This is a genomic window from Sporosarcina sp. resist (assembly GCF_014302295.1).
Classification (GTDB): Bacteria; Bacillota; Bacilli; order Bacillales_A; family Planococcaceae; genus Sporosarcina; species Sporosarcina psychrophila.
The window spans coordinates 1,399,645-1,422,455 of the sequence record NZ_CP060287.1; the positions used below are offsets into that span (position 1 = coordinate 1,399,645).

The 22,811-nt window shown below is 40.2% G+C and carries 41 protein-coding genes; 31 read left to right on the plus strand and 10 right to left on the minus strand.

The genetic code is table 11. The features are described 5' to 3' along the window. The first annotated feature begins 21 nt into the window (after nt 1-21). The gene (locus H7992_RS06905; protein ID WP_067206974.1) at nt 22-726 is read left to right on the plus strand and encodes a gamma-glutamyl-gamma-aminobutyrate hydrolase family protein; all 705 of its coding nucleotides are present in this window, start codon (nt 22-24) and stop codon (nt 724-726) included. Nucleotides 727-801: 75 nt separating this feature from the next. On the opposite strand, the gene H7992_RS06910 is transcribed toward H7992_RS06905, so the two are convergent. From H7992_RS06910 to H7992_RS06940, 7 genes are all read right to left on the minus strand, one after another. Then, nucleotides 802-1,527, minus strand: a complete 726-nt coding sequence (locus tag H7992_RS06910) for a glycerophosphodiester phosphodiesterase (RefSeq protein WP_187047046.1) — start codon at nt 1,525-1,527, stop codon at nt 802-804. A gap of 421 nt (nt 1,528-1,948) precedes the next feature. Further along, complete coding sequence (locus H7992_RS06915; RefSeq protein ID WP_067213872.1) at nt 1,949-2,506, minus strand: SLOG family protein; 558 nt, start codon at nt 2,504-2,506, stop codon at nt 1,949-1,951. A gap of 270 nt (nt 2,507-2,776) precedes the next feature. Further along, entirely contained in the window at nt 2,777-3,970 is a 1,194-nt protein-coding gene (locus tag H7992_RS06920) for a tyrosine-type recombinase/integrase (RefSeq protein WP_187047047.1), read from the minus strand. Nucleotides 3,971-4,003: 33 nt separating this feature from the next. Continuing rightward, nucleotides 4,004-4,204: a hypothetical protein gene (locus H7992_RS06925; protein ID WP_187047048.1), complete on the minus strand. Its 201-nt coding sequence runs from the start codon at nt 4,202-4,204 to the stop codon at nt 4,004-4,006. Continuing rightward, nucleotides 4,201-4,386, minus strand: coding sequence for a hypothetical protein (locus tag H7992_RS06930; RefSeq protein ID WP_187047049.1), 186 nt, complete (start codon nt 4,384-4,386; stop codon nt 4,201-4,203). Before H7992_RS06930 ends, H7992_RS06925 begins: the two co-directional genes overlap by 4 nt. A 31-nt stretch (nt 4,387-4,417) precedes the next feature. Next, nucleotides 4,418-4,906, minus strand: a complete 489-nt coding sequence (locus tag H7992_RS06935) for an ImmA/IrrE family metallo-endopeptidase (RefSeq protein WP_187047050.1) — start codon at nt 4,904-4,906, stop codon at nt 4,418-4,420. A gap of 108 nt (nt 4,907-5,014) precedes the next feature. After that, nucleotides 5,015-5,428, minus strand: coding sequence for a helix-turn-helix domain-containing protein (locus H7992_RS06940; protein ID WP_187047051.1), 414 nt, complete (start codon nt 5,426-5,428; stop codon nt 5,015-5,017). A gap of 175 nt (nt 5,429-5,603) precedes the next feature. Between H7992_RS06940 and H7992_RS06945 the strand changes: the two genes are divergently transcribed. From H7992_RS06945 to H7992_RS07020, 17 genes are all read left to right on the plus strand, one after another. Next, nucleotides 5,604-5,843: a helix-turn-helix transcriptional regulator gene (locus tag H7992_RS06945; protein WP_187047052.1), complete on the plus strand. Its 240-nt coding sequence runs from the start codon at nt 5,604-5,606 to the stop codon at nt 5,841-5,843. A gap of 148 nt (nt 5,844-5,991) precedes the next feature. Next, nucleotides 5,992-6,174, plus strand: coding sequence for a helix-turn-helix domain-containing protein (locus H7992_RS06950; protein WP_255428612.1), 183 nt, complete (start codon nt 5,992-5,994; stop codon nt 6,172-6,174). Between the two features lie 75 nt (nt 6,175-6,249). Beyond that, entirely contained in the window at nt 6,250-6,918 is a 669-nt protein-coding gene (locus H7992_RS06955) for a Rha family transcriptional regulator (protein WP_187047053.1), read from the plus strand. A 198-nt stretch (nt 6,919-7,116) separates the two neighbouring features. Beyond that, nucleotides 7,117-7,392 carry a helix-turn-helix domain-containing protein gene (locus H7992_RS06960; protein WP_187047054.1) on the plus strand — a complete coding sequence of 92 codons (276 nt, stop codon included), beginning with the start codon at nt 7,117-7,119 and terminating at the stop codon, nt 7,390-7,392. Nucleotides 7,393-7,959: 567 nt separating this feature from the next. Continuing rightward, nucleotides 7,960-8,211, plus strand: a complete 252-nt coding sequence (locus H7992_RS06965; protein ID WP_187047055.1) for a YqaI family protein — start codon at nt 7,960-7,962, stop codon at nt 8,209-8,211. 100 nt (nt 8,212-8,311) lie between these two features. Next, on the plus strand, nt 8,312-9,247 hold the full coding sequence (locus tag H7992_RS06970; protein ID WP_187047056.1) for a YqaJ viral recombinase family nuclease: 936 nt from the start codon (nt 8,312-8,314) through the stop codon (nt 9,245-9,247). A 13-nt stretch (nt 9,248-9,260) separates the two neighbouring features. Continuing rightward, nucleotides 9,261-10,112 (plus strand): recombinase RecT, encoded by an 852-nt coding sequence (locus tag H7992_RS06975; RefSeq protein ID WP_187047057.1) that lies wholly within the window; start codon nt 9,261-9,263, stop codon nt 10,110-10,112. 42 nt (nt 10,113-10,154) lie between these two features. Beyond that, nucleotides 10,155-10,943 (plus strand): DnaD domain protein, encoded by a 789-nt coding sequence (locus H7992_RS24495; RefSeq protein WP_222618006.1) that lies wholly within the window; start codon nt 10,155-10,157, stop codon nt 10,941-10,943. A 115-nt stretch (nt 10,944-11,058) separates the two neighbouring features. Further along, complete coding sequence (locus H7992_RS24640) at nt 11,059-11,751, plus strand: ATP-binding protein (RefSeq protein ID WP_255428675.1); 693 nt, start codon at nt 11,059-11,061, stop codon at nt 11,749-11,751. A 21-nt stretch (nt 11,752-11,772) separates the two neighbouring features. After that, entirely contained in the window at nt 11,773-11,916 is a 144-nt protein-coding gene (locus H7992_RS06985; protein ID WP_187047059.1) for a hypothetical protein, read from the plus strand. 51 nt (nt 11,917-11,967) lie between these two features. Further along, a complete protein-coding gene (locus tag H7992_RS06990) occupies nt 11,968-12,237 on the plus strand; it encodes a hypothetical protein (RefSeq protein ID WP_187047060.1) in 270 nt (89 codons plus the stop codon). Then, nucleotides 12,237-12,836, plus strand: coding sequence for a hypothetical protein (locus tag H7992_RS06995; RefSeq protein ID WP_187047061.1), 600 nt, complete (start codon nt 12,237-12,239; stop codon nt 12,834-12,836). Before H7992_RS06990 ends, H7992_RS06995 begins: the two co-directional genes overlap by 1 nt. After that, nucleotides 12,833-13,651: a DNA adenine methylase gene (locus H7992_RS07000; protein ID WP_187047062.1), complete on the plus strand. Its 819-nt coding sequence runs from the start codon at nt 12,833-12,835 to the stop codon at nt 13,649-13,651. Before H7992_RS06995 ends, H7992_RS07000 begins: the two co-directional genes overlap by 4 nt. A gap of 157 nt (nt 13,652-13,808) precedes the next feature. Further along, nucleotides 13,809-14,150, plus strand: coding sequence for a hypothetical protein (locus H7992_RS07005; protein ID WP_187047063.1), 342 nt, complete (start codon nt 13,809-13,811; stop codon nt 14,148-14,150). Next, the gene (locus H7992_RS07010) at nt 14,137-14,298 is read left to right on the plus strand and encodes a DUF6011 domain-containing protein (RefSeq protein WP_187047064.1); all 162 of its coding nucleotides are present in this window, start codon (nt 14,137-14,139) and stop codon (nt 14,296-14,298) included. Before H7992_RS07005 ends, H7992_RS07010 begins: the two co-directional genes overlap by 14 nt. Next, entirely contained in the window at nt 14,295-14,777 is a 483-nt protein-coding gene (locus H7992_RS07015) for a DUF1064 domain-containing protein (protein WP_187047065.1), read from the plus strand. Before H7992_RS07010 ends, H7992_RS07015 begins: the two co-directional genes overlap by 4 nt. A gap of 17 nt (nt 14,778-14,794) precedes the next feature. Then, complete coding sequence (locus tag H7992_RS07020; protein ID WP_187047066.1) at nt 14,795-15,025, plus strand: hypothetical protein; 231 nt, start codon at nt 14,795-14,797, stop codon at nt 15,023-15,025. Nucleotides 15,026-15,307: 282 nt separating this feature from the next. On the opposite strand, the gene H7992_RS07025 is transcribed toward H7992_RS07020, so the two are convergent. Beyond that, on the minus strand, nt 15,308-15,823 hold the full coding sequence (locus H7992_RS07025) for a hypothetical protein (protein ID WP_187047067.1): 516 nt from the start codon (nt 15,821-15,823) through the stop codon (nt 15,308-15,310). 98 nt (nt 15,824-15,921) lie between these two features. Here H7992_RS07025 and H7992_RS07030 point away from each other — a divergent pair, with 98 nt between their 5' ends. Together H7992_RS07030 and H7992_RS07035 are read left to right on the plus strand one after the other, a co-directional pair. Further along, a complete protein-coding gene (locus H7992_RS07030; RefSeq protein ID WP_187047068.1) occupies nt 15,922-16,299 on the plus strand; it encodes a hypothetical protein in 378 nt (125 codons plus the stop codon). Nucleotides 16,300-16,333: 34 nt separating this feature from the next. Continuing rightward, on the plus strand, nt 16,334-16,498 hold the full coding sequence (locus tag H7992_RS07035) for a DUF6877 family protein (RefSeq protein ID WP_187047069.1): 165 nt from the start codon (nt 16,334-16,336) through the stop codon (nt 16,496-16,498). 59 nt (nt 16,499-16,557) lie between these two features. On the opposite strand, the gene H7992_RS07040 is transcribed toward H7992_RS07035, so the two are convergent. Beyond that, nucleotides 16,558-16,854 carry a hydrolase gene (locus tag H7992_RS07040; protein WP_370569975.1) on the minus strand — a complete coding sequence of 99 codons (297 nt, stop codon included), beginning with the start codon at nt 16,852-16,854 and terminating at the stop codon, nt 16,558-16,560. Nucleotides 16,855-17,038: 184 nt separating this feature from the next. Between H7992_RS07040 and H7992_RS07045 the strand changes: the two genes are divergently transcribed. Beyond that, on the plus strand, nt 17,039-17,263 hold the full coding sequence (locus tag H7992_RS07045) for a hypothetical protein (protein ID WP_187047070.1): 225 nt from the start codon (nt 17,039-17,041) through the stop codon (nt 17,261-17,263). Between the two features lie 36 nt (nt 17,264-17,299). After that, the gene (locus tag H7992_RS07050; protein ID WP_187047071.1) at nt 17,300-17,542 is read left to right on the plus strand and encodes a hypothetical protein; all 243 of its coding nucleotides are present in this window, start codon (nt 17,300-17,302) and stop codon (nt 17,540-17,542) included. Nucleotides 17,543-17,592: 50 nt separating this feature from the next. On the opposite strand, the gene H7992_RS07055 is transcribed toward H7992_RS07050, so the two are convergent. Next, complete coding sequence (locus H7992_RS07055; RefSeq protein WP_187047072.1) at nt 17,593-17,745, minus strand: hypothetical protein; 153 nt, start codon at nt 17,743-17,745, stop codon at nt 17,593-17,595. A 134-nt stretch (nt 17,746-17,879) separates the two neighbouring features. On the opposite strand from H7992_RS07055, the gene H7992_RS07060 reads away from it, so the two are divergent. From H7992_RS07060 to H7992_RS07100, 9 genes are all read left to right on the plus strand, one after another. Next, nucleotides 17,880-18,176, plus strand: a complete 297-nt coding sequence (locus H7992_RS07060; protein WP_187047073.1) for an IDEAL domain-containing protein — start codon at nt 17,880-17,882, stop codon at nt 18,174-18,176. After that, nucleotides 18,173-18,403, plus strand: coding sequence for a helix-turn-helix domain containing protein (locus tag H7992_RS07065; RefSeq protein ID WP_187047074.1), 231 nt, complete (start codon nt 18,173-18,175; stop codon nt 18,401-18,403). Before H7992_RS07060 ends, H7992_RS07065 begins: the two co-directional genes overlap by 4 nt. A 323-nt stretch (nt 18,404-18,726) precedes the next feature. Next, on the plus strand, nt 18,727-18,927 hold the full coding sequence (locus H7992_RS07070) for an XtrA/YqaO family protein (protein WP_370569995.1): 201 nt from the start codon (nt 18,727-18,729) through the stop codon (nt 18,925-18,927). 5 nt (nt 18,928-18,932) lie between these two features. Continuing rightward, nucleotides 18,933-20,261 (plus strand): hypothetical protein, encoded by a 1,329-nt coding sequence (locus tag H7992_RS07075; protein WP_187047076.1) that lies wholly within the window; start codon nt 18,933-18,935, stop codon nt 20,259-20,261. Nucleotides 20,262-20,351: 90 nt separating this feature from the next. Continuing rightward, a complete protein-coding gene (locus tag H7992_RS07080; protein WP_187047077.1) occupies nt 20,352-21,155 on the plus strand; it encodes a DUF5677 domain-containing protein in 804 nt (267 codons plus the stop codon). A gap of 94 nt (nt 21,156-21,249) precedes the next feature. Further along, nucleotides 21,250-21,438: a hypothetical protein gene (locus H7992_RS07085; RefSeq protein ID WP_187048042.1), complete on the plus strand. Its 189-nt coding sequence runs from the start codon at nt 21,250-21,252 to the stop codon at nt 21,436-21,438. An 18-nt stretch (nt 21,439-21,456) separates the two neighbouring features. Next, nucleotides 21,457-21,885, plus strand: coding sequence for a helix-turn-helix transcriptional regulator (locus H7992_RS07090; RefSeq protein ID WP_187047078.1), 429 nt, complete (start codon nt 21,457-21,459; stop codon nt 21,883-21,885). A 271-nt stretch (nt 21,886-22,156) separates the two neighbouring features. Beyond that, on the plus strand, nt 22,157-22,348 hold the full coding sequence (locus tag H7992_RS07095) for a hypothetical protein (protein WP_187047079.1): 192 nt from the start codon (nt 22,157-22,159) through the stop codon (nt 22,346-22,348). 82 nt (nt 22,349-22,430) lie between these two features. After that, complete coding sequence (locus H7992_RS07100) at nt 22,431-22,772, plus strand: hypothetical protein (protein ID WP_187047080.1); 342 nt, start codon at nt 22,431-22,433, stop codon at nt 22,770-22,772. Nucleotides 22,773-22,811: the final 39 nt, after the last annotated feature.

A 22,811-nucleotide genomic window follows, 5' to 3' on the forward strand; every position in this document is an offset into this window, starting at 1 on the left:
AGTTATAAGGGGGATATGTGGATGAAACCAGTTATTGGTATAACGACAGATGTTCAGCAAGATGGGGAAAATATATTAAAAAACACATATGTACAGGCAGTTATCCGAGCGGGTGGATTGCCGATGATTGTTCCGGTTGGGTTGGAGCAAGACGTTGAGCAACTGATCGAAATGTTTGATGGCCTTTTATTATCTGGAGGAAATGATATCAATCCGATGTTGTTTAATGAAGAACCGCATGAGTATCTCGGAGTAGTCTCACCAAGCAGGGATTCAAGCGAACTTGAACTTGCGCGCAGAATGCTCAAAACAGGGAAACCGATTCTTGGCATTTGTAGAGGGCTTCAAGTATTGAATGTCGCAGTTGGTGGAACATTGTATCAAGATCTTTATAAACAAAACGACAGTCCAATTCTTCAACATATACAAAAGGCACCCAACACGCACTGTTCTCATTATGTTCAACTGGATAAAGGAAGTTTGCTTGAATCGATTGCGGGGAGTGAACGCATTCAGGTGAATTCGTATCATCATCAATCGCTGAAGGAAGTACCGTCTGATTTCAAAGTTACTGCTGTAGCAAGCGATGGAATTGTAGAGGCAATTGAAAGCACGGATGAACAATTCGTATTAGGCGTTCAATGGCATCCCGAAGCATTATCGGCAGCAGGGGATGCTGTTTCCTTGCGAATATTTGAAAGATTCATTAGTGAGTGTGCTAACTAGGGAATTAAATAATGGCTAGTGATAGTAATCAATCTTTAAACGAAAAAATGATTGAATAGAAAAAGCTGGGTTTGTTCAGCTTTTTCTATTCAAATGAATCATCATTTTCTTTGGATAATCAGTAAATAGGGCGGTGACACCAATTTTCCTCAGTGCTTCTGCATACTTTACTTCATTAACAGTGAAGACACGAACAGCCACTCCGGTTTCTACCACTTTTCTCATAGATGGACGAGCAGCGTATGGTAATGAGATATGGAGTGCATCGGCAGGAATAGTACGCATATAATCGAGCGGATCGACTAGTACTTCCATGAACAAGGCTGCAGTTTCAATGTGCGGTGCAATTTTTTTTACTGCCCGAACAGCTTCGTGATCGAATGATGAAATAACGACACGCGCATCGAGTTTCATCTTCTGAACCATTGCAACAACTTTCCCCACCATTCCCTCGTAAGGAAATATATCCGATTTTAGTTCGATATTTAGATGGTGAGAAGTCTCGGAAAAAATTTCGAGTACTTCATACAGCGTGGGTATAAGTTCACCCCGGAATTCATCAGAAAACCAACTGCCAAAATCAAATGACCTTAACTCCGCAAGTGTCATGTCTTTCACGAAACCTTTGCCATCTGATGTTCTAGCTATTGTTTCATCATGAATGACAACCAGTTCACCGTCTTTTGTCAAATGAACATCGAATTCTACGCCGTAAATAGGAAGCCTGGCAGCTTCATGGAAGGCGGCAAGTGAATTTTCTGGATGTGTTCCGGACGAACCGCGATGTGCGTAAATATCCATTATTGTGACCACCATCCTTTTCATGCTATTGTAATATGTGTATAACAGCAACGCAATTATAAACCCGATTAGTAAATGAAATTGGAAAAGGGATGTCCTCGATTGAGGAACATCCCTTTGTTTTGTCAGGTAACACTATACTTTTGAATTTAATTTTTCATCCCGATTATTCGGGGAATAATTTCCATAGAAAGGATAAGCTTTCAGAGCCGCGGTCATTGTTCCACTGGGTGCTTTCTAACTTAAGCAACATAAACCCTGCCTACTTTTATGTCCTTGCGACCCTTTAGTCGCGCCAGTGTGAATAAGTATTCTCAAAAACAGTACGTAGAATGCCAGATATTCAAATCTTAAGCATTACCTTATTGTTAACGGAACTATCATACCATGTAGCACAAGAAGTGTCAAGGAATCGGAAACCTTATTGCCATTCATCCATTTGTTCTTCTTCTGCAATTACTTGCAAGTCGTCCGCGCTGATTGTGAGAACTTGATAATCGGAACGTTCCGCATGTTTTTCCGCGGACCTTTTAACAAATTTTGGAGAGCCATCATTTTCCTCATCGTAAACAATGAGTATTCCATCAGAATTGCGCATGAAGAACTTATCTTTTTCGATAAATTGCCACGGAGCTTCATAGGGTCTCTTCGTAAGACTCGTATGATAGTCTGCTTTAGCGATGAGAGAATGATACTTTTCCTTTTTCATATCGTTCCAATTTTTCTCCTGATCTGTAAAAGGAGTAATAACGGCATATTTCAAATCGGTATATTCTTTTTTCAAATCAATTACGACCTCGGCTGCCCATGCTTCAATTCCTAGTTGACCGCTTATAATTACCCATTCCAACCCGTCGTCCAGTAAGGCGACTAGTCGTTTTTCTAATGCTTTTTTTATAAAACGGACGCCTGGATGCTTGTCATCGAATATGCCGAGTTCATGGGGTTTATAACCCGTGACCACCAATCGTTTGAGAATGATGTCCGCCCCCTTCAAATGTATAATAAAAAAACCAGCTTCCAATGGAAACCAGTTTCATTTAAATTATTAAAATAACAGCCGCCTTTGCCGTATGGTCTTAGAAAGTTTTAAACCACCACTTCTCAAATGTGGGGTTTGCTTTGTATTTAATTATCAAAGACTAGTAAGAATCATGATACTAGCAGGCTTTCAGAACCTTCTTTGTGCTATTTTATAACTGTTTCTAATGGTTTTACAACAATTTTTACAACAGATTTACAACAATCATCATTTTATTGGATGCCTTGGTTGAAATATGCTTTCCATTTTATCGCCAGCCGATCTATTAGCTGATTTGAAGACATGACCGTATGTGTTCATTGTAACAGAAATGTCGGCGTGCCCCAAGCGCTCAGAAATGACTTTGGCGTGTTCGCCTTGTGCTATTAATATACTTGCGGACGTGTGACGTAAATCATGCAGGCGGATGTATTTGAAATTATGTTTTTTCAAAAACTTACTCCACCGGTTCGTGGGACTGGAAGGATACATGTGTGTTCCGTTCAGTTGACAGAACACCCAATCATATTCTTCTTCAATCCACGTTTCGCCAGCGTCCACTTTCTCAATTTCTCGTTGTTCATGATATAAGATTAATTCTGCCATCATGCTACTCGGAAGGGTCACAGTACGCCTAGATGATTTTGTTTTTGTTTTCTTAATAAGTGGACCGGATTTAGTAAGGACGATAGTCGTTCGTATTTCGATTTGGTTGTTCGCGAAATCAACATTGGTCCATTCCAATCCAAGTAACTCACCGCGACGTAGCCCAGCTGCCAGTGCGAGTGTAAACATTACGCGCCAATGGGGAGGTTCACTCTGCAAAAGGTACATCAATTCTGCTATTTCTTGTTCGTCATATACTCGTACATCCTCGTAGTCTTCTTCCGAGTCTGTAGGTTTAGGCTTCTCAACACCATCCATTGGATTGTCTTTTAGTACTTTCCATTTTATAGCGTATTTAAAAATACTTTTGAGCGTGCGATATATGTCTTGTTTTGAATGAAAAGACAGTTCGCCTTCTTTTCCGTCTTTACGAGTTAGATTATCCAGAAAATTCATGAGCACAAATTCGTTTATCTGTTTCATTTCCATATGCCCAAGGACAGGGAGGATGTGCAATTCTAATTTTCGTTGATGGTTGCCATAAGTTGTCCCAGCGAGTTTAGAGGCGTGCTTCGCGTCCCATTCAATCGTGAATTCTGCAAGTGTCATTTCTTGTGGGCGAACATAGTTGCCTGAAAGCACTACATTTTTGAACTTTAAAAACTCATGATTTAGATGTTCATCAAGTTGTTTGGGAGTATATTTACCTTCCACGACGTATGTCATGGTTTCCCTAGGATATATCCCTTTTGCATTCTTCGGTAGACCCACTGTAAATAGATATGAATTTCCCCCACGTTGTTGGATGTTAGCCAATAGTTTTCCCCCTTTCTTTAAAGCTTTATCTATTCAATTAAAATCCTTATGACTGTAATCCTTCCATTTTCTCGGAGTTTTATCTCCTTTTAGCTCGTAGTACAATTCACCGTCAATCTCATACATCCTATCAAGGATTGGGATACGGACCGTTTTGGTTGAATCGACTTTTATTGCGTTTGGAGGTAACTCATTGTCCTTTTTTTTATCGAAAAGATTAATAACATTATTCATTTTGACGCCTCATTTCGTATTTTATTTCTCGTCATTATCAATTCGGTCATTTGAAGGGTATGAATAAGTTGATAGGCTATAATTCTGGAATCCTCTCTAGACAATTCATTTCCATCAAAGTAATAGTTTTTACCGTTGAAATAAATCGCAATGATCTTCTCTAATTCAACCGCCATGTCCACCCAACACAACCCCCTTCACTAATGAGTGTAATCAAAATCCAAATGCCCTGCTATAAACTGTCCGACTTTCTTTTTGTTGCACGAATTTTTCCAAGCGCAGTTCGGCGAATTCGTAAGATACATTAAATGTTTCTTGTATCAGCGATATAGCACCCCCGAAATCACGCGGAAAGCTCATATTATCAAGCATAAATGTAGGGACACAAACGTGCATTCCAAAACTTGACGCTTTCCATTCTTGATAATCTCTATAGAGAGGCGGCATTACAAGTTGGTTTCCGGTATGCCATAAAACGTGGCATAGCTCATGCCCGAAATCTTGCCACTGTTCCGTATACGCGAGGCGGTTATCCAGGTAGATCACATTGCCGTAGTGTGTAGATTCCATCTGCGCGTAAATGATCGTCAATCCAAGTCTGGCTGCAATTGTTCTAATAACCAATTGCTTAGAATGGTAGACACCAATGGTCTTATACATTTTATTTACATAATCTTCGATTGAATTGTATGTATATCTCATGTTGTTACCTCCCTCGGGAATGTACGTTCGATTGAGTGGTTAAAAGAAAAGCCCTCAAGTGGGGCGGCGATATGGTTCAATCGTTTTCTCTATTTAGATACTTAGCATCTATTGTTTTTTCTTCGCCATTTCGTATTCATAAATGATTTCTAATCTTTCCATCATGTCTAATACATTATCGCTTTGATTCTTAAAGTGGAAGTCTTCTTGCGAAACAGCCCAATCTAATACTGCGTGTTGGTAAGAAGTAAGTTGATTGTAGTCATCTTTCGAAATTCCTAGTCTTGAGTGTGTGGATGATTTCTCGTCAACGGGTTCGCTAGCTTCCATTGTTCTACCTAAGAGGTCATCAAGCGGAATGGCGAACATATCTGCTATTTTCACAAGCATAGCTAATGACGGCTCGCTGTTGTCATTTTCGTATTTCGCATAACCTTGTCTAGTTATTCCTAAATATCGCGCCATATCTTCTTGGGTGAGTTTCTTATTTTTTCTTAATTGCTTTAGTCTTCCAGAAAACACCGCAACCACCTATTTCCATTGATTTATTTATGAATAGTATACCGCAACAAACAGTTGCGTAGGGAAAAATGTACCCAATGCAATTAAAAGTTGCATTTACCACTTGACGCAACTTTTGGTTGCGTGTAATATACAGTTATAAGCAACTTGAGGTTGCAACCGGAGGTGAGGGAAAATGATGTCCAAAGACTTACAAACCACACTTATTGACAAGAGAAACGATCTTGGTTATTCACACCAAGACGTTGCGGATCATACCAAAATTACTAGGCAGTTTTACGGCATGATTGAAAATGGTGAAAGAAGGCCATCCGTAGAAGTGGCAAAAAAAATCGGTTCATTTCTAGGATTGGATTGGACCATTTTTTTTGAAGTAGAGAGCAACTTAGGGTTGCAAGAAAAAGCGGTCGTTTAAAAATAAACAGCTCACACCCAGCAACGAAAGTTCGAACGAGCGGAGTCGGCCACGATCTTCTTCTATAGAAGGGAGCCACGCCAATTGGTTATGCGAAGACTTCGAACTTTGATTGATGGGTGTGAAAAAGAGAAGGGAGGTAAATGAGGTGAGCATTGCACAAAAAATCACACTCTCAGTTAATGAAGTGGCCGATTTAATCGGAGTAAGCACAGCGACAATTTACACAATGGCCCGACTCGATGAAATTCCTCACAAGAAAGTTCGTGGTCGCATCCTATTTCACAGAGGGACAATTGAACAGTGGCTGATGAATGATTTAGCGCAATGACAACTGGTTAGTCGCAATTTTCTCGGCATGTAAAGCGATAACTTTGGTGTGTCTAATAAAGAGGAGGAATGTTCAATGAATAATTTAAAAGTAGTCTCTATTAATGGACAACTAGTTACAGATAGTCGGGAAGTCGCGAGGATGGTAGACCGCGAGCATAATGCATTAATGAAGAGCATTAGGAGTTATGTTGAATATTTAGGTCAGGGCGGTTTCGCCCACACCGAATTCTTCATTGAATCCGAATACGAAGATACACAAATGAAGAAAAGACCTAGCTTCCTAATAACTAAAAAAGGTTGCGACATGGTAGCTAATAAAATGACTGGCGAAAAGGGTGTACTATTCACGGCGGCATATGTTACTAGATTTGAAGAACTAGAGAAAGCAGCAAATGCACCAAAAGTATTGAGTTCATCGGAGCAATTGAGGGCGTCGATGAGATTAAGCCTTGAAACATCAGAGGATGTCGAAATCCTTAAAGAAGATGTGGCAGAGCTGAAAGATAAAGTTGAGAACCAAATCACTTTGGATCACGGAGAACAACGCGGCTTACAAAGAGCAGTTGCACGAAAGGTTTACGACCTTGAAAAGCATCAACAACTACGGCCGAAGCTTTTCAGAGAATTGTACCGCGAAATTAAAGATCGGTTCGGCGTTGCTTCATATAAAGATGTAAAGCGCCAAGATCTCCAAGCGGCAATCGGATATGTAAACGCTTGGATACCTAGAAGAGTGGCATAAAACGAAGAGGGGGCGGGCAAGCCCCTGAGTTCAGAAGGTTGTAAATCGAGGTTGCAAGGAGGGGTATCCTGCAATGTTGGTGAGTTCCTTCATTAACTATATTACTAGGTTCACATTGTAAATACTGTCGTAATTCTGCAACGAATGTGCGGGTTCAGTAAAGGATGTGCAGATTCAGCACAAAGGGAGAGAAAAAATATGATGTTCGGTCCAATTTTAAAAACAACGAGACTGGTTGCGGGATTAAGCCAAGAAGATATGTCGGAAAAAACGCATCTGTCTCGCAGTACCATATCACGTTTGGAAAACGACAAAATGGAGTTGAAGGCAGCCGACTTAATTAGATGGTTGCAAGCTACACAAATTCATGACGTGTCCGTTGCAGCTGTTGCTGTAATTTCTGGCGTGGACTTGGTAGCGCTAACTCAGATGTTAACCACACTGGTCGGCGGATTCATAAGTTTCTTATTCTAGGAGGTTCTACATGAAAAGCAAAATGCAACAACTTCGCGAAAAGCTGATAGCAAAAGGTATTACAGTACATCTGATTAACAATTTTAGACACAAAAAAACCGACAGACACTGGAATGTCAATCGGCAACTTTGAAACTATCTCGTAACAACATTATAGCACAGATACGGAGCCCTGGCTCCTATCAAAAAGCGTCGGGGGTACGGCAAATAATTCCTCCTCTTAGCTTCCGGCGCTTTTTGATGGGATTCAACCATCTATTACAGAAAGGAGAATTAGAATGCTGACATTAGCGGAAAAAGGTCAAATTGTACTCTACTTCGCACCAGTTCTTGCGTTTGTACTCGGGACGATGTGGCAGTATGCAACATGGCAATTAGAACAGGGTGATAAGGAATGAAAAGATCACTCAGCAAGTATTGCGGTGAATGCCTTAAAGATTTTCAACCCGGCGAAATTGTTTACTTCACTTGGTTAGAAAATCATTCGTTCTGCGGCAATTGCAAACGGAAATTGGTTCTAATCAATGATTGGGAAACAAGGCAGATACCGAAGCGAGGTGAGGAGTAATGGATCATCCAGACATCTTAAGCGCAATGCAGTTCGGTTATCCAACAAACGATTACTTGGAACACGAACGTGATTACAACAGCGTCAATCATCCAGTAATCGACGGCCATCCAAATGAAGACATATTTGGTTCTGAAATCAAGAACAATTCATCCTACTTCATGGACGAAAAAGGACAAGCAGTCCACATCGAAAACATCCGGGACTATCTAACAGAAGTGGTCGGGGTTGTATTCTACGAAGCAAAATAAAAAACCCGCTGTTAGAGCAGCGAGTCAAATGTGGTCCCTATGAAATTCTATTACTCACATTGTACATAGGGACCACGAAAATTACAAGGGAGGGGCTAGCATGCAAGCGGAAGTTTTGATTAGCACGGTAGACATGAATCGGCAGGAGTGGCTCGATGCACGAAAGAACGGAATTGGTGGTAGTGATGTTTCTGCAATCGCAGGACTGAACAAATGGAAATCTCCAGTTGGTGTTTATTTAGACAAGATTGGTGCATCGCCGGACGAAGATTCAGCAGGAGAAGCCGCATATTGGGGCAACGTTATGGAGGACGTCGTTGCACAGGAATTTAGTATCCGTACAGGGTTAAGAGTCAGGCGTCGAAACGCAATCCTTAAACATCCTAAACACCCTTTCATGCTTGCTAACGTTGACCGTCTTATCGTCGGTAAGCGTGAAGGACTTGAATGTAAAACGGCGTCAGAGTATTTAAAAGGCAGTTGGGAAGACGAAGAGATCCCCGCTGCTTATCTATTGCAGATACAACATTACATGGCTGTCACAGGATATGACGCTTGGCACATTGCGGTATTAATTGGTGGCAACAAGTTCCTCTATAAAAAGGTTGAGCGGGATGAAGAGTTAATCAGCTACCTCATCACGATTGAAAAGGATTTCTGGGAGAATAACGTACTAAAACAAATCCCTCCAATGTTCGACGGTTCAGACGCTTCGGTTGACCTATTGAAAGCACTGTATCCGGAATCAGTACCAGATTCAGAAGTACAGCTACCAGGTGGTGCAGGAACCTTCATTGAAGCACTTGATGAAATCAGCGTCGAATTGAAGTCTATGGAATTACAAAAAAAGGAATACGAAAACCAAATCAAAGACATGATGAAGGACAACGAAAAAGCTTATTCCGGCGAACGTACTATCACATGGAAGTCCTATGACACAAATCGATTTGATTCTAAACGCTTCAAAGTGGAGGAACCAGATCTTTACAAAAAATACGTGAATACAACTACGGCTCGAAAATTAGTAATCAAATAGGAGGAAATCAATTATGTCGACAAAAGAAAACGTGAAAAACCAATTAGCTCAACGTGCTGCAGGGGGCGTACAGAAAAAAGTTTCCCCAGAACAATCGCTGAACTCTCTATTGAAGAGAATGGGACCAGAGATTCAAAGAGCCCTACCGAAACACTTGGATGCGGACCGTATCGCCCGAATTGCCATGACGGCTGTTCGGACAACTCCAAAGCTTCTCGAATGTGATCAAATGTCTTTCATTGCAGCTATCATGCAATCAGCTCAACTTGGAGTCGAACCAAATACAGGACTCGGTCAAGCGTATCTGATTCCGTACGGTAAGCAAGTTCAGTTCCAATTGGGATATAAAGGCCTCATTGATTTAGCGGTCCGTAGCGGTCAATACAAAGCCATCTACGCGCATGAAGTTTACGAGGATGACGAATTTGAATTCACTTATGGTTTAACGAAAGACTTGATTCACAAACCGGCATCTGTCCCTACTGGCGAACCAGTCGGCTACTACGCTGTCTATCACCTTCAAAATGGCGGTTACGACTTCGTGTATTGGACAAGAGAGCGTATTGATATGCATGCCAAGAAGTTTAGTATGGCGGTGCAAAAAGGATGGACAAGCCCTTGGAAAACGAACTTTGACGCAATGGCAAAAAAAACTGTCTTAAAAGAAGTACTGAAATATGCACCTAAATCGATTGAGTTTCAAAAGTCGGTTGAAGCAGATTCAACGATTAAGAATGAAATTTCGAAAGATATGAGCGACATCATCGACGTTACGGATTATACGGTAATTGATGATGAGCCTGTAGTTGAGCCGGTAACTGAACAAAAACAGTCAGTTGAAGAAGTTATGGAGAAGTTGGTGTGAGGGGCTAATCCCCTCTCCATCTATTGAAAGGAGGATAACCAGTTGAACTACATTAAATTACTTAATTCATTCTATGATCGGCTCGAAACGAATTCTTTAAGCACATCCGCAATTGCTTTATGGCACGCCATAGTGCACGTAAACAATAAGGCTGGATGGCCAGAGGAATTCACGGTGGCTGTATCGGTGTTATGCATTAAGACTGGCTTATCCGAAAGAACGGTAAATAACGCTAGAAATGATTTGAAAATAAACGGACTTATCGACTTCCGTTCAAGGAAAGGAAACAAGTCAGCGGTCTATAAAGTGATTGATTTGTCGGCAACCATTACCTACAAACTTTCCGACAAAGATAGCTTGTCGGCAATAGATGCAGACAGTCCTTCCGACAATGCTTCCGACAAACGTTCCGACAACCTTTCCGACAATGCTTCCGCATTACTAAAGGAAACTAAACTAAATGAAATTAAACAAGGTGATGATAACCATCTCCCTATGAATCCATTTATGTTTTTCGAACAAGAAGGATTCGGGACGCTCAGTTCATTCATCGGTCAACAGCTCGGGGACTTAATCGATGACTTTGGAGAAGTAAAAGTAATGAAAGCCATGAAAGAAACAAGAATGAATGGATCCAACAGTCTGAATTACACAAAGAAAATCTTAACTAACCCAAAACCTAAACGTGATGGAGGTGCAAACAATGTTGGAACCAATAAGCAAAGTGATCCAAGACATGATGAAAGACAATCCGCTATTAGCGCAGCGAATGAACGACGTAAGAGAATCGCTGGCATCCAATCCAATCGAGATACTGACAACGCCATCTGACGACTGCCCTTATCAAAAGTGTGATGGGAAAGGGTGGTTATGGATCAAAGATTGGTCTCGTCAGAATAAAAAGGATGAAATCGACGAAGACGGTAAATTGAAACGCGCTGAATGGATGGAGCAATGTAAGTGCTACGAACAACTCGTTAAACAGCGTGAGATTGATAAAAAACTAGATTTGTCAGGTATTCCACCGATTTTCAGCAATGCAACGGTGCACTCTTACGACATTGGTAAGTACAAGACTCAAGACAATCGCGATACAGCGACGATAGCGAAAAAGGCAGCTGCCAAGTTCATTGAGAACTATCCAGCCATGAAGGAGCACGGCAAGGGCTTGTATCTGTATAGCGAAATCAAAGGGTCTGGTAAAACGAGACTGGCATCTAGTATCGCAAATGCACTCGTGAAGATGTACGACGTTGATATCGCATTCTTGAAAGCGAATGACCTGCTTTCTCAAATCAAAAAAACATTTAACGGCGATTCAGATACAACGGAAAGCGATATCATTCGGTTGTTTCGTGAAGTAGAAGTGTTGGTTGTTGATGATTTAGCTGTTGAAAAGCCTTCTGACTTTGCTGAAAGAATTTTCTACGACATCACAGATTATCGATTGGAACATAAAAAAACAACGCTGTTCACTTCTAACAAGACAATCGAAAACCTTGGTGACATCTACAAGGACGGTCGTTTAAAAAGCCGAGTTAAGAAAATGTCTATTGAAATCTACATGCCGGAAGAATCGGTAAGGGATCAAGAAGCTGAAAGTGAAAATGCGGAGCTGGAAGGCTTGCTGTTCGGATAAAACATTTTGGGAGGAATCGAAATGAATTACGAAAAACTAAGTGATGCAGAACTAGTTGATAAATGGTATTTCAATAGCGTTGAAATGAAATCTATCGAAAAGTATTGGGAAGAACGCCACGGATTGAAGTTCCCTAACAAAAAGGAGGCTGACTCCAATGCCTAAACACATCATCAACAAACTAATCCTAACAGCGGGCGCGTGGAACAACACAGGATGCAAGGACAAACGCTTGGAACGACAATTCAACTCATTGCTCAACGAATTGCGGATCACGACAGGAACTACACCGGAGGGCGCAGCGAACATGCTCCTTTCGGAACTTGGCGAAGTGGAGGCGATGACGGCATGACTGAAGCGGAGAAGAATTACATCATCATGCAATTGGAAGTCGTTCACAGAGGACGGAGCGGGGAACTGTTGGCCAGTATGGACTATCGGTCTCTTGTTAGTTTACTAGCGGTACAAGAAGCGGTGAACTCGTAATGGAGCGTATTAAAAAAGAACGGGAATACATCCGGAACGAATGGTTCAAGGATCATGTCGCGACAGTAACTGAACATGGAGGCGTGACGTTTCTTGATTGGAGTAAGCCGGGAACGTCGTTCTACTCAGTTAGATATATTTTCTCGGGATCATCGTTGTTCATCACGGGTGATATAGGAGATGCGGTATTTTCCCTTACTTGGCGTGCGACAATCGAAAGTTTTGAGAAAGTGAATCTTAGTTATCTCATGAAAAAATTATCGTGCAGCTCTCGTGATCGTTGGAATTTCAACGACGAAGAAGCTTATAGACAACTTGACGAATGGCTGGTTGAAAGTATCCGCGACCTCGAAGATGACGAGAAAAGCATCATGGTGGTCAAGGACATCCATCGCGATTTACGATGTTCGGTTTTCGAATATGGCAACGAAGCGGTATTTAAGCATGAGGCGTGGAGGTGCTATCACGAATATGAAGACACCGACGGCGAAGAATTCGAGATGATTTCAAATTTCGGTAGGCAGTTGCCGAATGAGTTTATTGCTTATCACCTCGGTATCCAGATGGCGAATGAGCAGCTGAAGAAGGTGACGGAATGACAAGAATTCTGCATTACCCTGGCTCCAAATGGTCTATGGCCGAATGGATTATAAGCCATATGCCGGAACACAAAACATATTTGGAGCCTTTCTTCGGATCCGGAGCGGTGTTTTTCAATAAAGAACGTTCGGGCATTGAAACAATAAATGATCTTGATAGCAGCGTCGTGAATCTCTTCAAAGTGGTTCGTGATAATCCTTCGGAATTGGCTCAGCAAATAAGATTCACGCCACTTTCTCGAGAAGAATATTACAAGTCTTATCTGGATCCGGATCCCTGCACAAGTGAAATCGAATTAGCTAGACGATTTCTAGTCCGATGCTGGCAAGCCATTGGTGCTAAAACGAGCGATCGAACAGGTTGGCGCAGCTTGATAGTCTCAAATGGTCCAGATACAGCCAAAGAATGGGACAGGCTCCCTGAAAAGATATTGAAAGTTGCTGTTCGACTGAAAGAGGCGCAAATCGAAAGTCAGCCGGCCATTAAACTAATCGAGCGATACAAACGTGAAGAGGTTTTGATTTATGCGGATCCACCGTACATCATCGAAACCCGAACGAAACGGCATTACAAACACGAAATGACGATTGAAGACCACATTGAATTACTTGAAGTCTTAGATGCACATCCAGGACCCGTTCTTTTATCCGGATACGCGCATCCGATTTATGACGATCGATTAATAAGTTGGAAACGCATAACGCGGGATGTGACGGCAGAAGCCGGGGCTAAAAGGCAGGAAGTGCTTTGGATTAACCCAATAGCTGCGGAGTTCGGATTTCAACAGCAGTCATTGGAATTGGATACAGTGTAATCTTTACAACTGAATTTAGCACACCAGTTCCATAGACGTCCCTAATTGGTTGTAGTGAATGAATACACCAAATCAACTATAGGGCGCTCAGAATCGATGGAAAACAACATTGTACGCTCTGTTAGTAGTCTAGTGAAACTTTGAAAGGGTGAGTACTGTGAATATTGAATGGCAATGGCAGCAGGAAAACGCAAAGTTACGAATAGAAAATCACGAGCTAAGGAAAAAACTCGAACTTTTTTCTGGTAATCGATTGATCACGGAACAGGCGCCAGTTATCGCTAAAAAGAATCGGTGGACTGACAAAGAACGTGAAATTGCAAAGAAAAATGGGTTGTCTGCAAATCATATGAATCTCGTTAGCGCTCGCATTGGCAAAGGGTGGACAAGAGAAGAAGCGTTGAACACTCCTAAGATGTCGTTGGAAGAACAAGCGGAACGCATTGGGGAAGGTACTAGGGCTTATCACGAACGGAGGAAAAAGGATGAGTGCATGTAATCGTTGCGGAAGAAAGCTTAAAACGCAGAAATCGATTGATGATGGTTATGGTCCTGTCTGCATGAAAAAACAGGCTGCTGAAGATGCAGAGTTCGAGAAAATCCAAATCACGCTTGATGAGGTTGTTGAATCGGAGGTGGCAGTTTGAGAAATGTTCAAAGGGCTCCTAGTAGACCAAGGGCGCCGAAACAACCGCGTCAATTCAATTCCAATACAACTGTAATCGACGGCATTACGTTCGATTCATTGACCGAGGGAGCTTATTACGTTCACTTGAAAAAAGATCAGTCTATCAAACTGATTGAGGTACAGCCGGAATTCCAGATTATCAAACCGTACAAGGTTTCATGTAAACGTTGTGCGGGTGGTGGCAAGCTGATAAGTCCTAAAACGGGCAATCCTATCAATTGTTCTTTATGCAGTGGTAGGGGCAAACGTGAAAAGGCAGGGGCTATCTACACGGCTGATTTTCAAGTTACTTACTTTGATGGTTACGTAGAAATAATCGACGTCAAAGGCGGTCCGGTTGGACGTGACTTCTCGTTGAGAAAAAAGTTATTCGAAATTAAAACTGGTATGGAATTAATTGTAATACGGTCGAAAAATAAGGAATGGGTGAGGGATTAACTAAGGGGGATGAGATTATGGGCGAATATTTCACGACGAGGGTAACGGGCGGGGACAAATCGGAAGTCGATAGACGTGTCGCGGAACTTGAAGAACGGGGATTTGAACTAGTGTCCATTCATGAAAGTTCAGAAACACGAAAAATGTTTGCTTTGAATTCAAGTTCATATGGCCCGAAAAAGAAGTTTGCTACTGATTTTACGACGAATAAATATGTAGCTGTCATGCGTCGGAGGAATGCGGTATGAACGGCGTGTGGCGGTTGTTGTTTCGGTGGGAGGACGGTTATAAAGTTTGGACTTACGAGCCTCTGTTGCGACGGGAGTTGTATGACAAAGAGCAGGAGGGGTGGAAGATATGGCGACAGTGATTACCACGTTTGAAGGTTGGACATTTATTGTTTCAGCTTTGTTACTCGCATTGGGGTTTTATTATTTTGGTCGGATGCATGGGCGGGCGAAGTGACGGAGTAGACACATTATGCACCAAAAAAAGAGGACGCCTATTGCGTCCGTCTCCATGCATTTGAATTAAAAAACATTAATGATTTTTTCTACATCTTTGCAATACTCCTCTTCGACTTTTTTAAAAGAAAATTCAAGGGAGGGATCAATATGTTTATTTACCCATTTTTCATAAACAAAAATTACATTTCTTGCGGTCTCTAAACCAGGAGTAGGAGTAGAGCGTCGGAAATCCGGACCTCTGTGTGCTGAAGAATTATTTCTCCATTCCGTAATCTCTTTCCAGTATAGGTAATATTCTTTCTCGCTTAAATTTAAGTCAGATATTATTAGGGTTCCTAATTCCGGGTTTAGCCCAATATTCTTCCAGTGAATCTCATTACTGTCAGTTCCAAATACCATGCTCCATAAGTTAATAGCTTGATAGTAGTGAGCATTTATGGTGTATACCCAAAATTCACAAGACTCTTTTTCAAGTAATGCTTCCACATTTTGGAGCAAAATTCTGTAACTAGAGTAATGAAACAAGAAGTCTCTCACAGTATGAAGCTGCTCATCAAGGACTTTTATGTTTAATTTCAATTCTTCACCTACTTTTTTTAGACTGTAACTTTATTATATCATTGGCAGATTAATAGAAACATATGCAACGTAGTTCGACCAAAAACGGAGGGGAAACCATGAAAGAACTCAAATTATCGGAGCTAGATGACAATATCGAAATTGCCAAAGAAGAAACAAGTTCATTTTATACAGTCGGTGAATTAAAGCGAGAAATCCTGAAGTTTGATAGTGAGGATCATTTCATCGGGCAGTGGTTTACGGTTGAAAAGAAAAGATGGCAACCTTGCGCACAGTCGATGATTGAAAGCTATATTGATGGGCAGTCAGATGAGATGTACGAGGATTGGAGCGAACGAGCCTTAGATTGTGTTTCGGAGTCATTGATAGATAAGGTGCAAAAACTGTTAAACGGAGCATTTGAAGGCGATGATGCCACGGTTTATTGGGAATGGGACAAACCTGTTGAGATTGATATTTTGCCAAAGTCGCAATGACGCATATCGACCAAAAGGCGAAGGAGATAACCGAATGACTGCATATCAAGAAATAATCAAGCTTTTACCCCGATTACCGTTTGAGGTGCTGAAAGATATCGAAAGGCGTACCGGAGACTGGATGTGGAGCGGCGGCAATGAGGATGATCCGTATATTCATCAACAGTTGAGGTATGCGAAGAGATTTGTAGGGGAGTGACAGAAAAAGACTACTGACTAAAACTCAATCAGTAGTCCACCTCTCAGTCACCATATAACTCAGTCTGCTTCTATTCGAATAGCTTGAATTTTTTGGCAGTCTACGATGAGTGTTGAACCAGGTTCAGTTTCTGGATCACTAAAGAATGCACAGCAATCCTTCTGGTTTAAGGTAATAAAAACAACATCTTCTAGGACTTGACCACCTGATAAGAAAACATCAACTTCAGTCTGCGTTTGTAATCGTCTTAATTGATCACAAATGCATCCTTTACAGTTATTCACAGTTTTCTTGGGTTGTTTTTTTGTCTCACATTTATCACAATTACATCGCTGTTTATTTGAACAATTTCCCATTTTGAAGACCTCCTTTCTGGTTTTGTTAAGCTTGGCTTACATTGATAATGTATGACTTTAAAATGAGAAGTGATTGGACAACTGTGGAGAGTAATTGAAAAATTCTAGAGAAATTAAGAAAATCATTAAACGTAGAAGTATTTGTAGTAGACACATTGGGCGTGCTAGAGAAGGAGGTATTAGCTTGAATTGTGAAAAATACTGGCTAAGTGGCTGTAAAAACTTTGGAATTGTAGAGACTGCTGAAGGGAATTTCGATGTTTATTATAGACTTTATTCCGAGTTGGCTAATCATGACTTTATGTGGTTTCCCACTTACGCCGGGGCTAGAAACTGTCTAAAGAAGGAGTATTTTCTAGAAACTAGAATGAAAAAGATTTCAAGAGATGAGTTTGAGAAAGCAATTTAGTGCCTATTACGACCAAATAGTTAAAGAGTGATAACCATGGTGCAGCAACTCACTATTTTTGATGCGGTGCCAACATTAGCGTTTGAGCTTGGTGACATGGTTGAAGTCGTTGTAAACGTGGAGGAGAAAGAAGTTGAGGATTATTACTATCTCAAATTGTATGAGGGGTCGGAGGGACGGGTTGTGAAGTTTTTACCGAAACGGCAGTATGAGGTTTTATTTGCGAAGTCTAATCAGATTAGGATATTTCGGCATGGTGAATTGAGGAGGAGTGAGTGATACGGAACGGTGGACAATAAAAAAAGGCGCTAATAGATAGCGCCAAAAAATTACCAATCAACTGGTACGCACGGTGTATTCGTCGGAGGTTTTCCATTACAAAAAGGTGGAGCTTGTACAGTTGCTGCAGATGCAAATGATGCAGATGATAAAGCAAATACGAAGCCCAGAGCCATTAATGACGTTAATAGTTTCTTTTTCATATGTTTTCACTCCTTTCGGACTATTTAGTCTATTATAACATGTTTGGGTGAATTAACCAGAAATTAAATATGAAAGTTTTCTGCTGTTTTCGACATGAAATAACAAATTCGATAAAACGAAGGAGTGAGCAGGGATGAACAATGATCACGAACGTGAAAAGTTTAAAAGATTGATGGAGGGCTTTTCGTTCGCTTTGTATGCGAATGCTTTAGCGGAAATAAAGAAAATCGACACCAGCAAAGTCATGGCTAGAATGTCAGAAGAAACTAAGATGTCTCGTCAATATTTGGAGCATCATCCGAGCATTAAAACGGATGTCACGGACAAGGACATGCTGTTGTTGCAGATTGATATGGCGCTTGATTCGGGGGATATGGAGATGTTTATGCGGCTTACGGATGAATTGAAAGGGATGGGGGTTTTGGTGTGATCCACGCGAAAGAACAAAAGCGCGTGTTACTTGATGACGTTGATATTGATTGGGTGTTTACTGAGCGAGAAACAGATGTATTCAGGACGATGTGGGAAGCGGATATGAGCATGGATAGCATCGCGGAAGAGTTGGGACGTAAGCCTTTGGAAATCGGGTTGCTGATTATCGAGCAGGCTGAACTCGGGGAAATACAGGTACGGCAGCAGGGGATATTTGGGCAATAAAAAAGACATCGACCAGGATGCCTTGATGGATCATTTGAAAAGTTCGTGAAATCCAGCGTTCATTGGAATTGCCCATATATAAATTCCGAATAGAGCTACCGGTCCGATCAGGAAATTAAATAACCTTCTAGGTAACCAACTAAAAAGTATCTTGAAAACAAGAGTAACAGCAAACATTGTAACGAACAATACAATTATTGGACCTATGATAGTCATGTAGTTAGTTTCGATACCATCAAACAAGAAGACGACCACCTTTTAGACAAATAAAAAGACAGGAAACCTCCCGTCTCAGCAGACTGATTATACCACAAGGAGGGGTCCTGGTGAATAAAGATATAACTTTTAATACAGATGCATTATTGCTAGGAATTGGTATAATGGAACTACCAATTAACTGTGTGGTGGTTATTTCGGAGGGTATTGCTAAAGTGAGAGAGCTGCCGGAGCATGGTGAATATAGGATAGTTACGCATCAAGGGAAGATTAAGCGGATGCGGAGGGAAGAGGGCGAGGAGTTTTGATTCAATTGAAGAAAATTGTGTTAGAAGAGCTTTTCGATAATTTTGTGCGACAAATTGAAGCCCTAAATGAATACGTATTATCAATCAACGAATATATGGAGAAAAAATACAAAGAAGATATTGAAAGTGACAAAGATACTAAATTCGCAAAGCTTTTAATACAGTTTAAAAGCTACCAACTAAATAGAAAAGAATTAGATCCTAAGGATTTAGAACACCTTGAAAAGCTAGAAAAAATGATGGAGCCAGATTCTGAACTCACAAAAATATTAGAAGACCTTAAAATGGAAGGAGAAGATAAACAAAGTAGTTTAAGTTTTAACGGTAACTATATGGTTAGTAGAAAATTGAGAAAGTATTTTAATAAGGCAGATATACAAGAGAAGAAAATAGTCTTATTGTATAATACTTCCTTTATTTCTCTGATAACCACATATCAATATCTGTTTTCAGACTTCTTAAGATTAAAAGCCCAAGAAAACGTAGCTAATATAGGAATTCAAGATAAGAAAATAAGTTTTTCGGATCTACAATATCTAAATAGCTTAGAAGAAATAAACGAACATTTTATAGAGAACTATATTTCTGATACCATGATCGGCCCGATTGGAAAATGGATGAGTGAAATTATGAAGAGATGCAAACTAACGCTAATAATCTATGGTGAATATGCAGAGGAATTGAATGAGGCATTTCAACGGCGAAATATAATAGTCCACAATAACAGTAAAGTTAATCAGAAATATATTTCAAATGTATCACAAATGTATCTAGAAAATTATAAAATGAACGATGTTGTCAAAATAGATGAAAAATATCTACTGCAAAAAATTAAAATAATAAAGAAAATTGGTATTCATTCTATCTACGAAATTTGGATGAAACATCAAAAGCATGATATTACGAGAAGCAATGTCTTTTCAAGTTTTGGTTTAGCTTTGATTAAAGATGAAGAATATGATTTGGCTGAAGAAGTTTATACATTAATTTTAGAAGATAAATATCTCGAAAATGAATTAATCTCAAAAATTAATTATTGGCAAGTACTTAAATGGAAAGGAGAATTGAACCTAGTAAAAGAAGAAATTATAAAAACAGATATGAGTACAGAAGGTCCCGTTTATGAAATGTGCAAATCATTGCTACTAGATGACCTCGAAGATGCTAATATAAATTTTAGTAAAGCATTAAAAAACAAAACAGTTAATATATATGACCTTTATGATTGGCCGATATTTAAAGACTTTATAGACTATGAACCCGTAAAAATATTGCTTCAATCAGTATTTAATGATGAACAAGAACAAGTTCTTTCAGCTGCTGAAAGGAACTGAATAGACTATGCAATCACAACATGAAGAGTTTAAGAATGTGACGCATCGAGGTAAGGTCAGGATGATGCGGAGGGAGGAGGGGGAAGAGTTTTGAGTCTAGCTGTAGCTAAATCAGCAATAAAGTCAAGCGAAAAATTATTTCAAAGAGTTATAGGGAAGTTCCCAGATGAATCGTATTTAAACAAAGAAGATATTGTCATCATTGGTCTTTTTATCGGAATTATTAAACGTTCTCAAAGTTTGTTGGTTTTATGTGAAAGTAAATACTACTCAGGAACGGATTCGATATTAAGAAGTATTTTTGAGTCAAAAGTGTATTTGGATTTTATATTAAAAAAGCATACGAAGGACAGAGCAAAAGCCTATGAGTATTCTTTAAGAATTCAACATTATAAACGTATTGAGTGGCTTCAAAAGCAGGATGAAAATGTACTTCTTTCCAAAATGAATTTAAAAAAAGAGAGTCTAGAATCATTTAAACCAGGAGATCATGAAGAAATTAAAGAAGAATATTTCGATCTTACTAAGAGATATTCTAAAAAAGAAAAAGCTGATTATGGCGGTAGTAAATGGTATAAGGTTGGAGGGAATATAGATACATTTGAAGGGCTTTGTGAATCACTAGGGCAGGATTGTTTAATGGAATATTTTATAGCGTTCAAAACGTGGTCGGAGGAAGTTCATGGAAGAGATGCGAAACGTTTTTTTGAACATGCGGAAGGTTCCTTGGTAATTGGTGGTGCGGACTACAATGATGAATCAATTTTTAAATGGATTACAAAATTGAGTATGGATGCGTCTGAATTGATGGCAAGGAAGTATAATATTCCATATGAAAAAGCGGTTAGAGACACTGTTTATTTAGCTGCCCAACAAAAAAATATAAATAATTAGTCCCCCTGGCCAACCAGAGGACAACGATTGATTACAGCATTGCGCTGTGTCATTTGTTGTCCTCTTTTTTTATTTCAAAAAAGGAGTGAGAGAAATGAAATCGTTGCAAACGGAACAGGTTGAAATAGGGGTCTCTGATGCTTGTACAGGCGAAGTAGACAAGAAGAGTACAACGGCTAAGGGCAAGCCGAAAGAGCAGTTGTCTGATAGGGACTGGCGAGAAATGATGGGGCAAAATCGACAAACTTATAAACGGGTGAACGGGGCAATTCGTAAACGATAAATAGGGGGCGGGCAGCTTATGACAGAAAAACAGATTGAGCAACTTTTGAAAGACTATCACTGGATGATTAATTCTGTGAAGATCATGCGTGAGGGACTGAACGATGTAGGTGGTAACTTTACGGCTCAGTATGGGTTAGAAGCAGCTATGCCGAAAGCAGCTGGCGGTCATAGTGATCCTATTTATCAAGAGTTTTCAAGACGGGAAAAGCGGTGGAAGAAGATTAGTGATTATGAGCAGAAAATAAAAATGGTGCAGGATAAAATTCATTTGATTACGGTTGACCGAGAGATTGAGGTATTGCATTGGTTGCTCGAAGGAATGAGCATGCGGTGGATAGGGCGTCACATGGGGTTATCACACACGAATATCCAAAGAATCCAAGAGACTATTATCCGCAAGATGGTAAATGTTCCAGAAGTGCCAAATGTGCCAGATGTTCCATAATTCTTCAAAAATAAATTTGATGATACCATGGAAGGCAGGTCGGGGAGTTGGGTGTTCTTGGGGTGCGAGAGTACGCCTTGGCTACCAACCCCCGAATACGGGTGATTTCTTTGTACTTTGAAAACTATATGCCATACAGTCATAAAATAATCCAGGGCTAGTAGGTACTGGATACCGTTAGCTAACAGTTGGACTTGATATGGTGTGTAGTTTTGAGGGTATAAAGTATTTACACCATTTATGACGTATAATATCAGCAGGAGGTGTCGATATGATTCGAGTAATTTATAAAAAGGCAAGTCTAACTGCTGAAGTTATTGAAGTTAATGAAACTGAGGCCGAAAGATTCAAAGTTTGGTCCCGCGGAGAACTCGCGAAACGCAAGGATGAGCATTTTACCTTAGAGCCAGGTAAAATAGTTTACTTTTCTCAGGTTATTAATATTGATTATGATTTGTCTTAAAGGCGTCCTTCGGAGGTGCTGTTTCTAATTTTGAAGGATTTACACCTTATTTGGCGTATGATGTCAGTAAGGGGGTGAAAAAATGAATAGCAATCTAGAAGACGTAAAAACTGTAATGAATGACTTGGGTGTTTGGAAACAAGAACTCGAGAATGCATCGAAAGAAATAAAAGATGCTAGCGAAAAACGCCGTGCTAATTTAACGACAGCAAGAGCCAGAGCTTTTATAATGGGTTTAGCAGTTAGACAATCTTCAGGCGCCGTTTCTGAATCTTTATTAAAAGGTTCGGCACAGTTAAACAGTTCTATAGCCGAAGATAAAAAGACGAATGATCGACTCGAAGAAAAAGATGAAATAAAATTAGAGGAAATTCGCCTAACTTTAAACGAAATCAATGGATATATAGAAAAAAACAAAGCATGAAAAGAGTTTATTTGTAAAGCGCCTTTCAGGTGCTTTTTT

Excerpts from the sequence above, each read along its gene's own strand:
- H7992_RS06910 (WP_187047046.1), bottom strand. The coding sequence starts at position 1,527 with ATGGATATTTACGCACATCGCGGTTCGTCCGGAACACATCCAGAAAAT.
- H7992_RS06905 (WP_067206974.1), top strand. The coding sequence starts at position 22 with ATGAAACCAGTTATTGGTATAACGACAGATGTTCAGCAAGATGGGGAA.
- H7992_RS06955 (WP_187047053.1), top strand. The coding sequence starts at position 6,250 with ATGAATAATTTAAAAGTAGTCTCTATTAATGGACAACTAGTTACAGAT.
- H7992_RS06995 (WP_187047061.1), top strand. The coding sequence starts at position 12,237 with ATGGAGCGTATTAAAAAAGAACGGGAATACATCCGGAACGAATGGTTC.
- H7992_RS06925 (WP_187047048.1), bottom strand. The coding sequence starts at position 4,204 with ATGAATAATGTTATTAATCTTTTCGATAAAAAAAAGGACAATGAGTTA.
- H7992_RS07100 (WP_187047080.1), top strand. The coding sequence starts at position 22,431 with ATGAATAGCAATCTAGAAGACGTAAAAACTGTAATGAATGACTTGGGT.
- H7992_RS06960 (WP_187047054.1), top strand. The coding sequence starts at position 7,117 with ATGATGTTCGGTCCAATTTTAAAAACAACGAGACTGGTTGCGGGATTA.
- H7992_RS07060 (WP_187047073.1), top strand. The coding sequence starts at position 17,880 with ATGAACAATGATCACGAACGTGAAAAGTTTAAAAGATTGATGGAGGGC.
- H7992_RS07085 (WP_187048042.1), top strand. The coding sequence starts at position 21,250 with ATGAAATCGTTGCAAACGGAACAGGTTGAAATAGGGGTCTCTGATGCT.
- H7992_RS07020 (WP_187047066.1), top strand. The coding sequence starts at position 14,795 with ATGGGCGAATATTTCACGACGAGGGTAACGGGCGGGGACAAATCGGAA.
- H7992_RS07095 (WP_187047079.1), top strand. The coding sequence starts at position 22,157 with ATGATTCGAGTAATTTATAAAAAGGCAAGTCTAACTGCTGAAGTTATT.
- H7992_RS07010 (WP_187047064.1), top strand. The coding sequence starts at position 14,137 with ATGAGTGCATGTAATCGTTGCGGAAGAAAGCTTAAAACGCAGAAATCG.
- H7992_RS06985 (WP_187047059.1), top strand. The coding sequence starts at position 11,773 with ATGAATTACGAAAAACTAAGTGATGCAGAACTAGTTGATAAATGGTAT.
- H7992_RS06970 (WP_187047056.1), top strand. The coding sequence starts at position 8,312 with ATGCAAGCGGAAGTTTTGATTAGCACGGTAGACATGAATCGGCAGGAG.
- H7992_RS07040 (WP_370569975.1), bottom strand. The coding sequence starts at position 16,854 with ATGGGAAATTGTTCAAATAAACAGCGATGTAATTGTGATAAATGTGAG.
- H7992_RS07035 (WP_187047069.1), top strand. The coding sequence starts at position 16,334 with ATGACTGCATATCAAGAAATAATCAAGCTTTTACCCCGATTACCGTTT.
- H7992_RS06935 (WP_187047050.1), bottom strand. The coding sequence starts at position 4,906 with ATGAGATATACATACAATTCAATCGAAGATTATGTAAATAAAATGTAT.
- H7992_RS07055 (WP_187047072.1), bottom strand. The coding sequence starts at position 17,745 with ATGAAAAAGAAACTATTAACGTCATTAATGGCTCTGGGCTTCGTATTT.
- H7992_RS07050 (WP_187047071.1), top strand. The coding sequence starts at position 17,300 with ATGGTGCAGCAACTCACTATTTTTGATGCGGTGCCAACATTAGCGTTT.
- H7992_RS06965 (WP_187047055.1), top strand. The coding sequence starts at position 7,960 with ATGGATCATCCAGACATCTTAAGCGCAATGCAGTTCGGTTATCCAACA.
- H7992_RS24640 (WP_255428675.1), top strand. The coding sequence starts at position 11,059 with ATGGAGCAATGTAAGTGCTACGAACAACTCGTTAAACAGCGTGAGATT.
- H7992_RS07000 (WP_187047062.1), top strand. The coding sequence starts at position 12,833 with ATGACAAGAATTCTGCATTACCCTGGCTCCAAATGGTCTATGGCCGAA.
- H7992_RS06990 (WP_187047060.1), top strand. The coding sequence starts at position 11,968 with ATGCAAGGACAAACGCTTGGAACGACAATTCAACTCATTGCTCAACGA.
- H7992_RS07030 (WP_187047068.1), top strand. The coding sequence starts at position 15,922 with ATGAAAGAACTCAAATTATCGGAGCTAGATGACAATATCGAAATTGCC.
- H7992_RS07090 (WP_187047078.1), top strand. The coding sequence starts at position 21,457 with ATGACAGAAAAACAGATTGAGCAACTTTTGAAAGACTATCACTGGATG.
- H7992_RS06975 (WP_187047057.1), top strand. The coding sequence starts at position 9,261 with ATGTCGACAAAAGAAAACGTGAAAAACCAATTAGCTCAACGTGCTGCA.
- H7992_RS06945 (WP_187047052.1), top strand. The coding sequence starts at position 5,604 with ATGATGTCCAAAGACTTACAAACCACACTTATTGACAAGAGAAACGAT.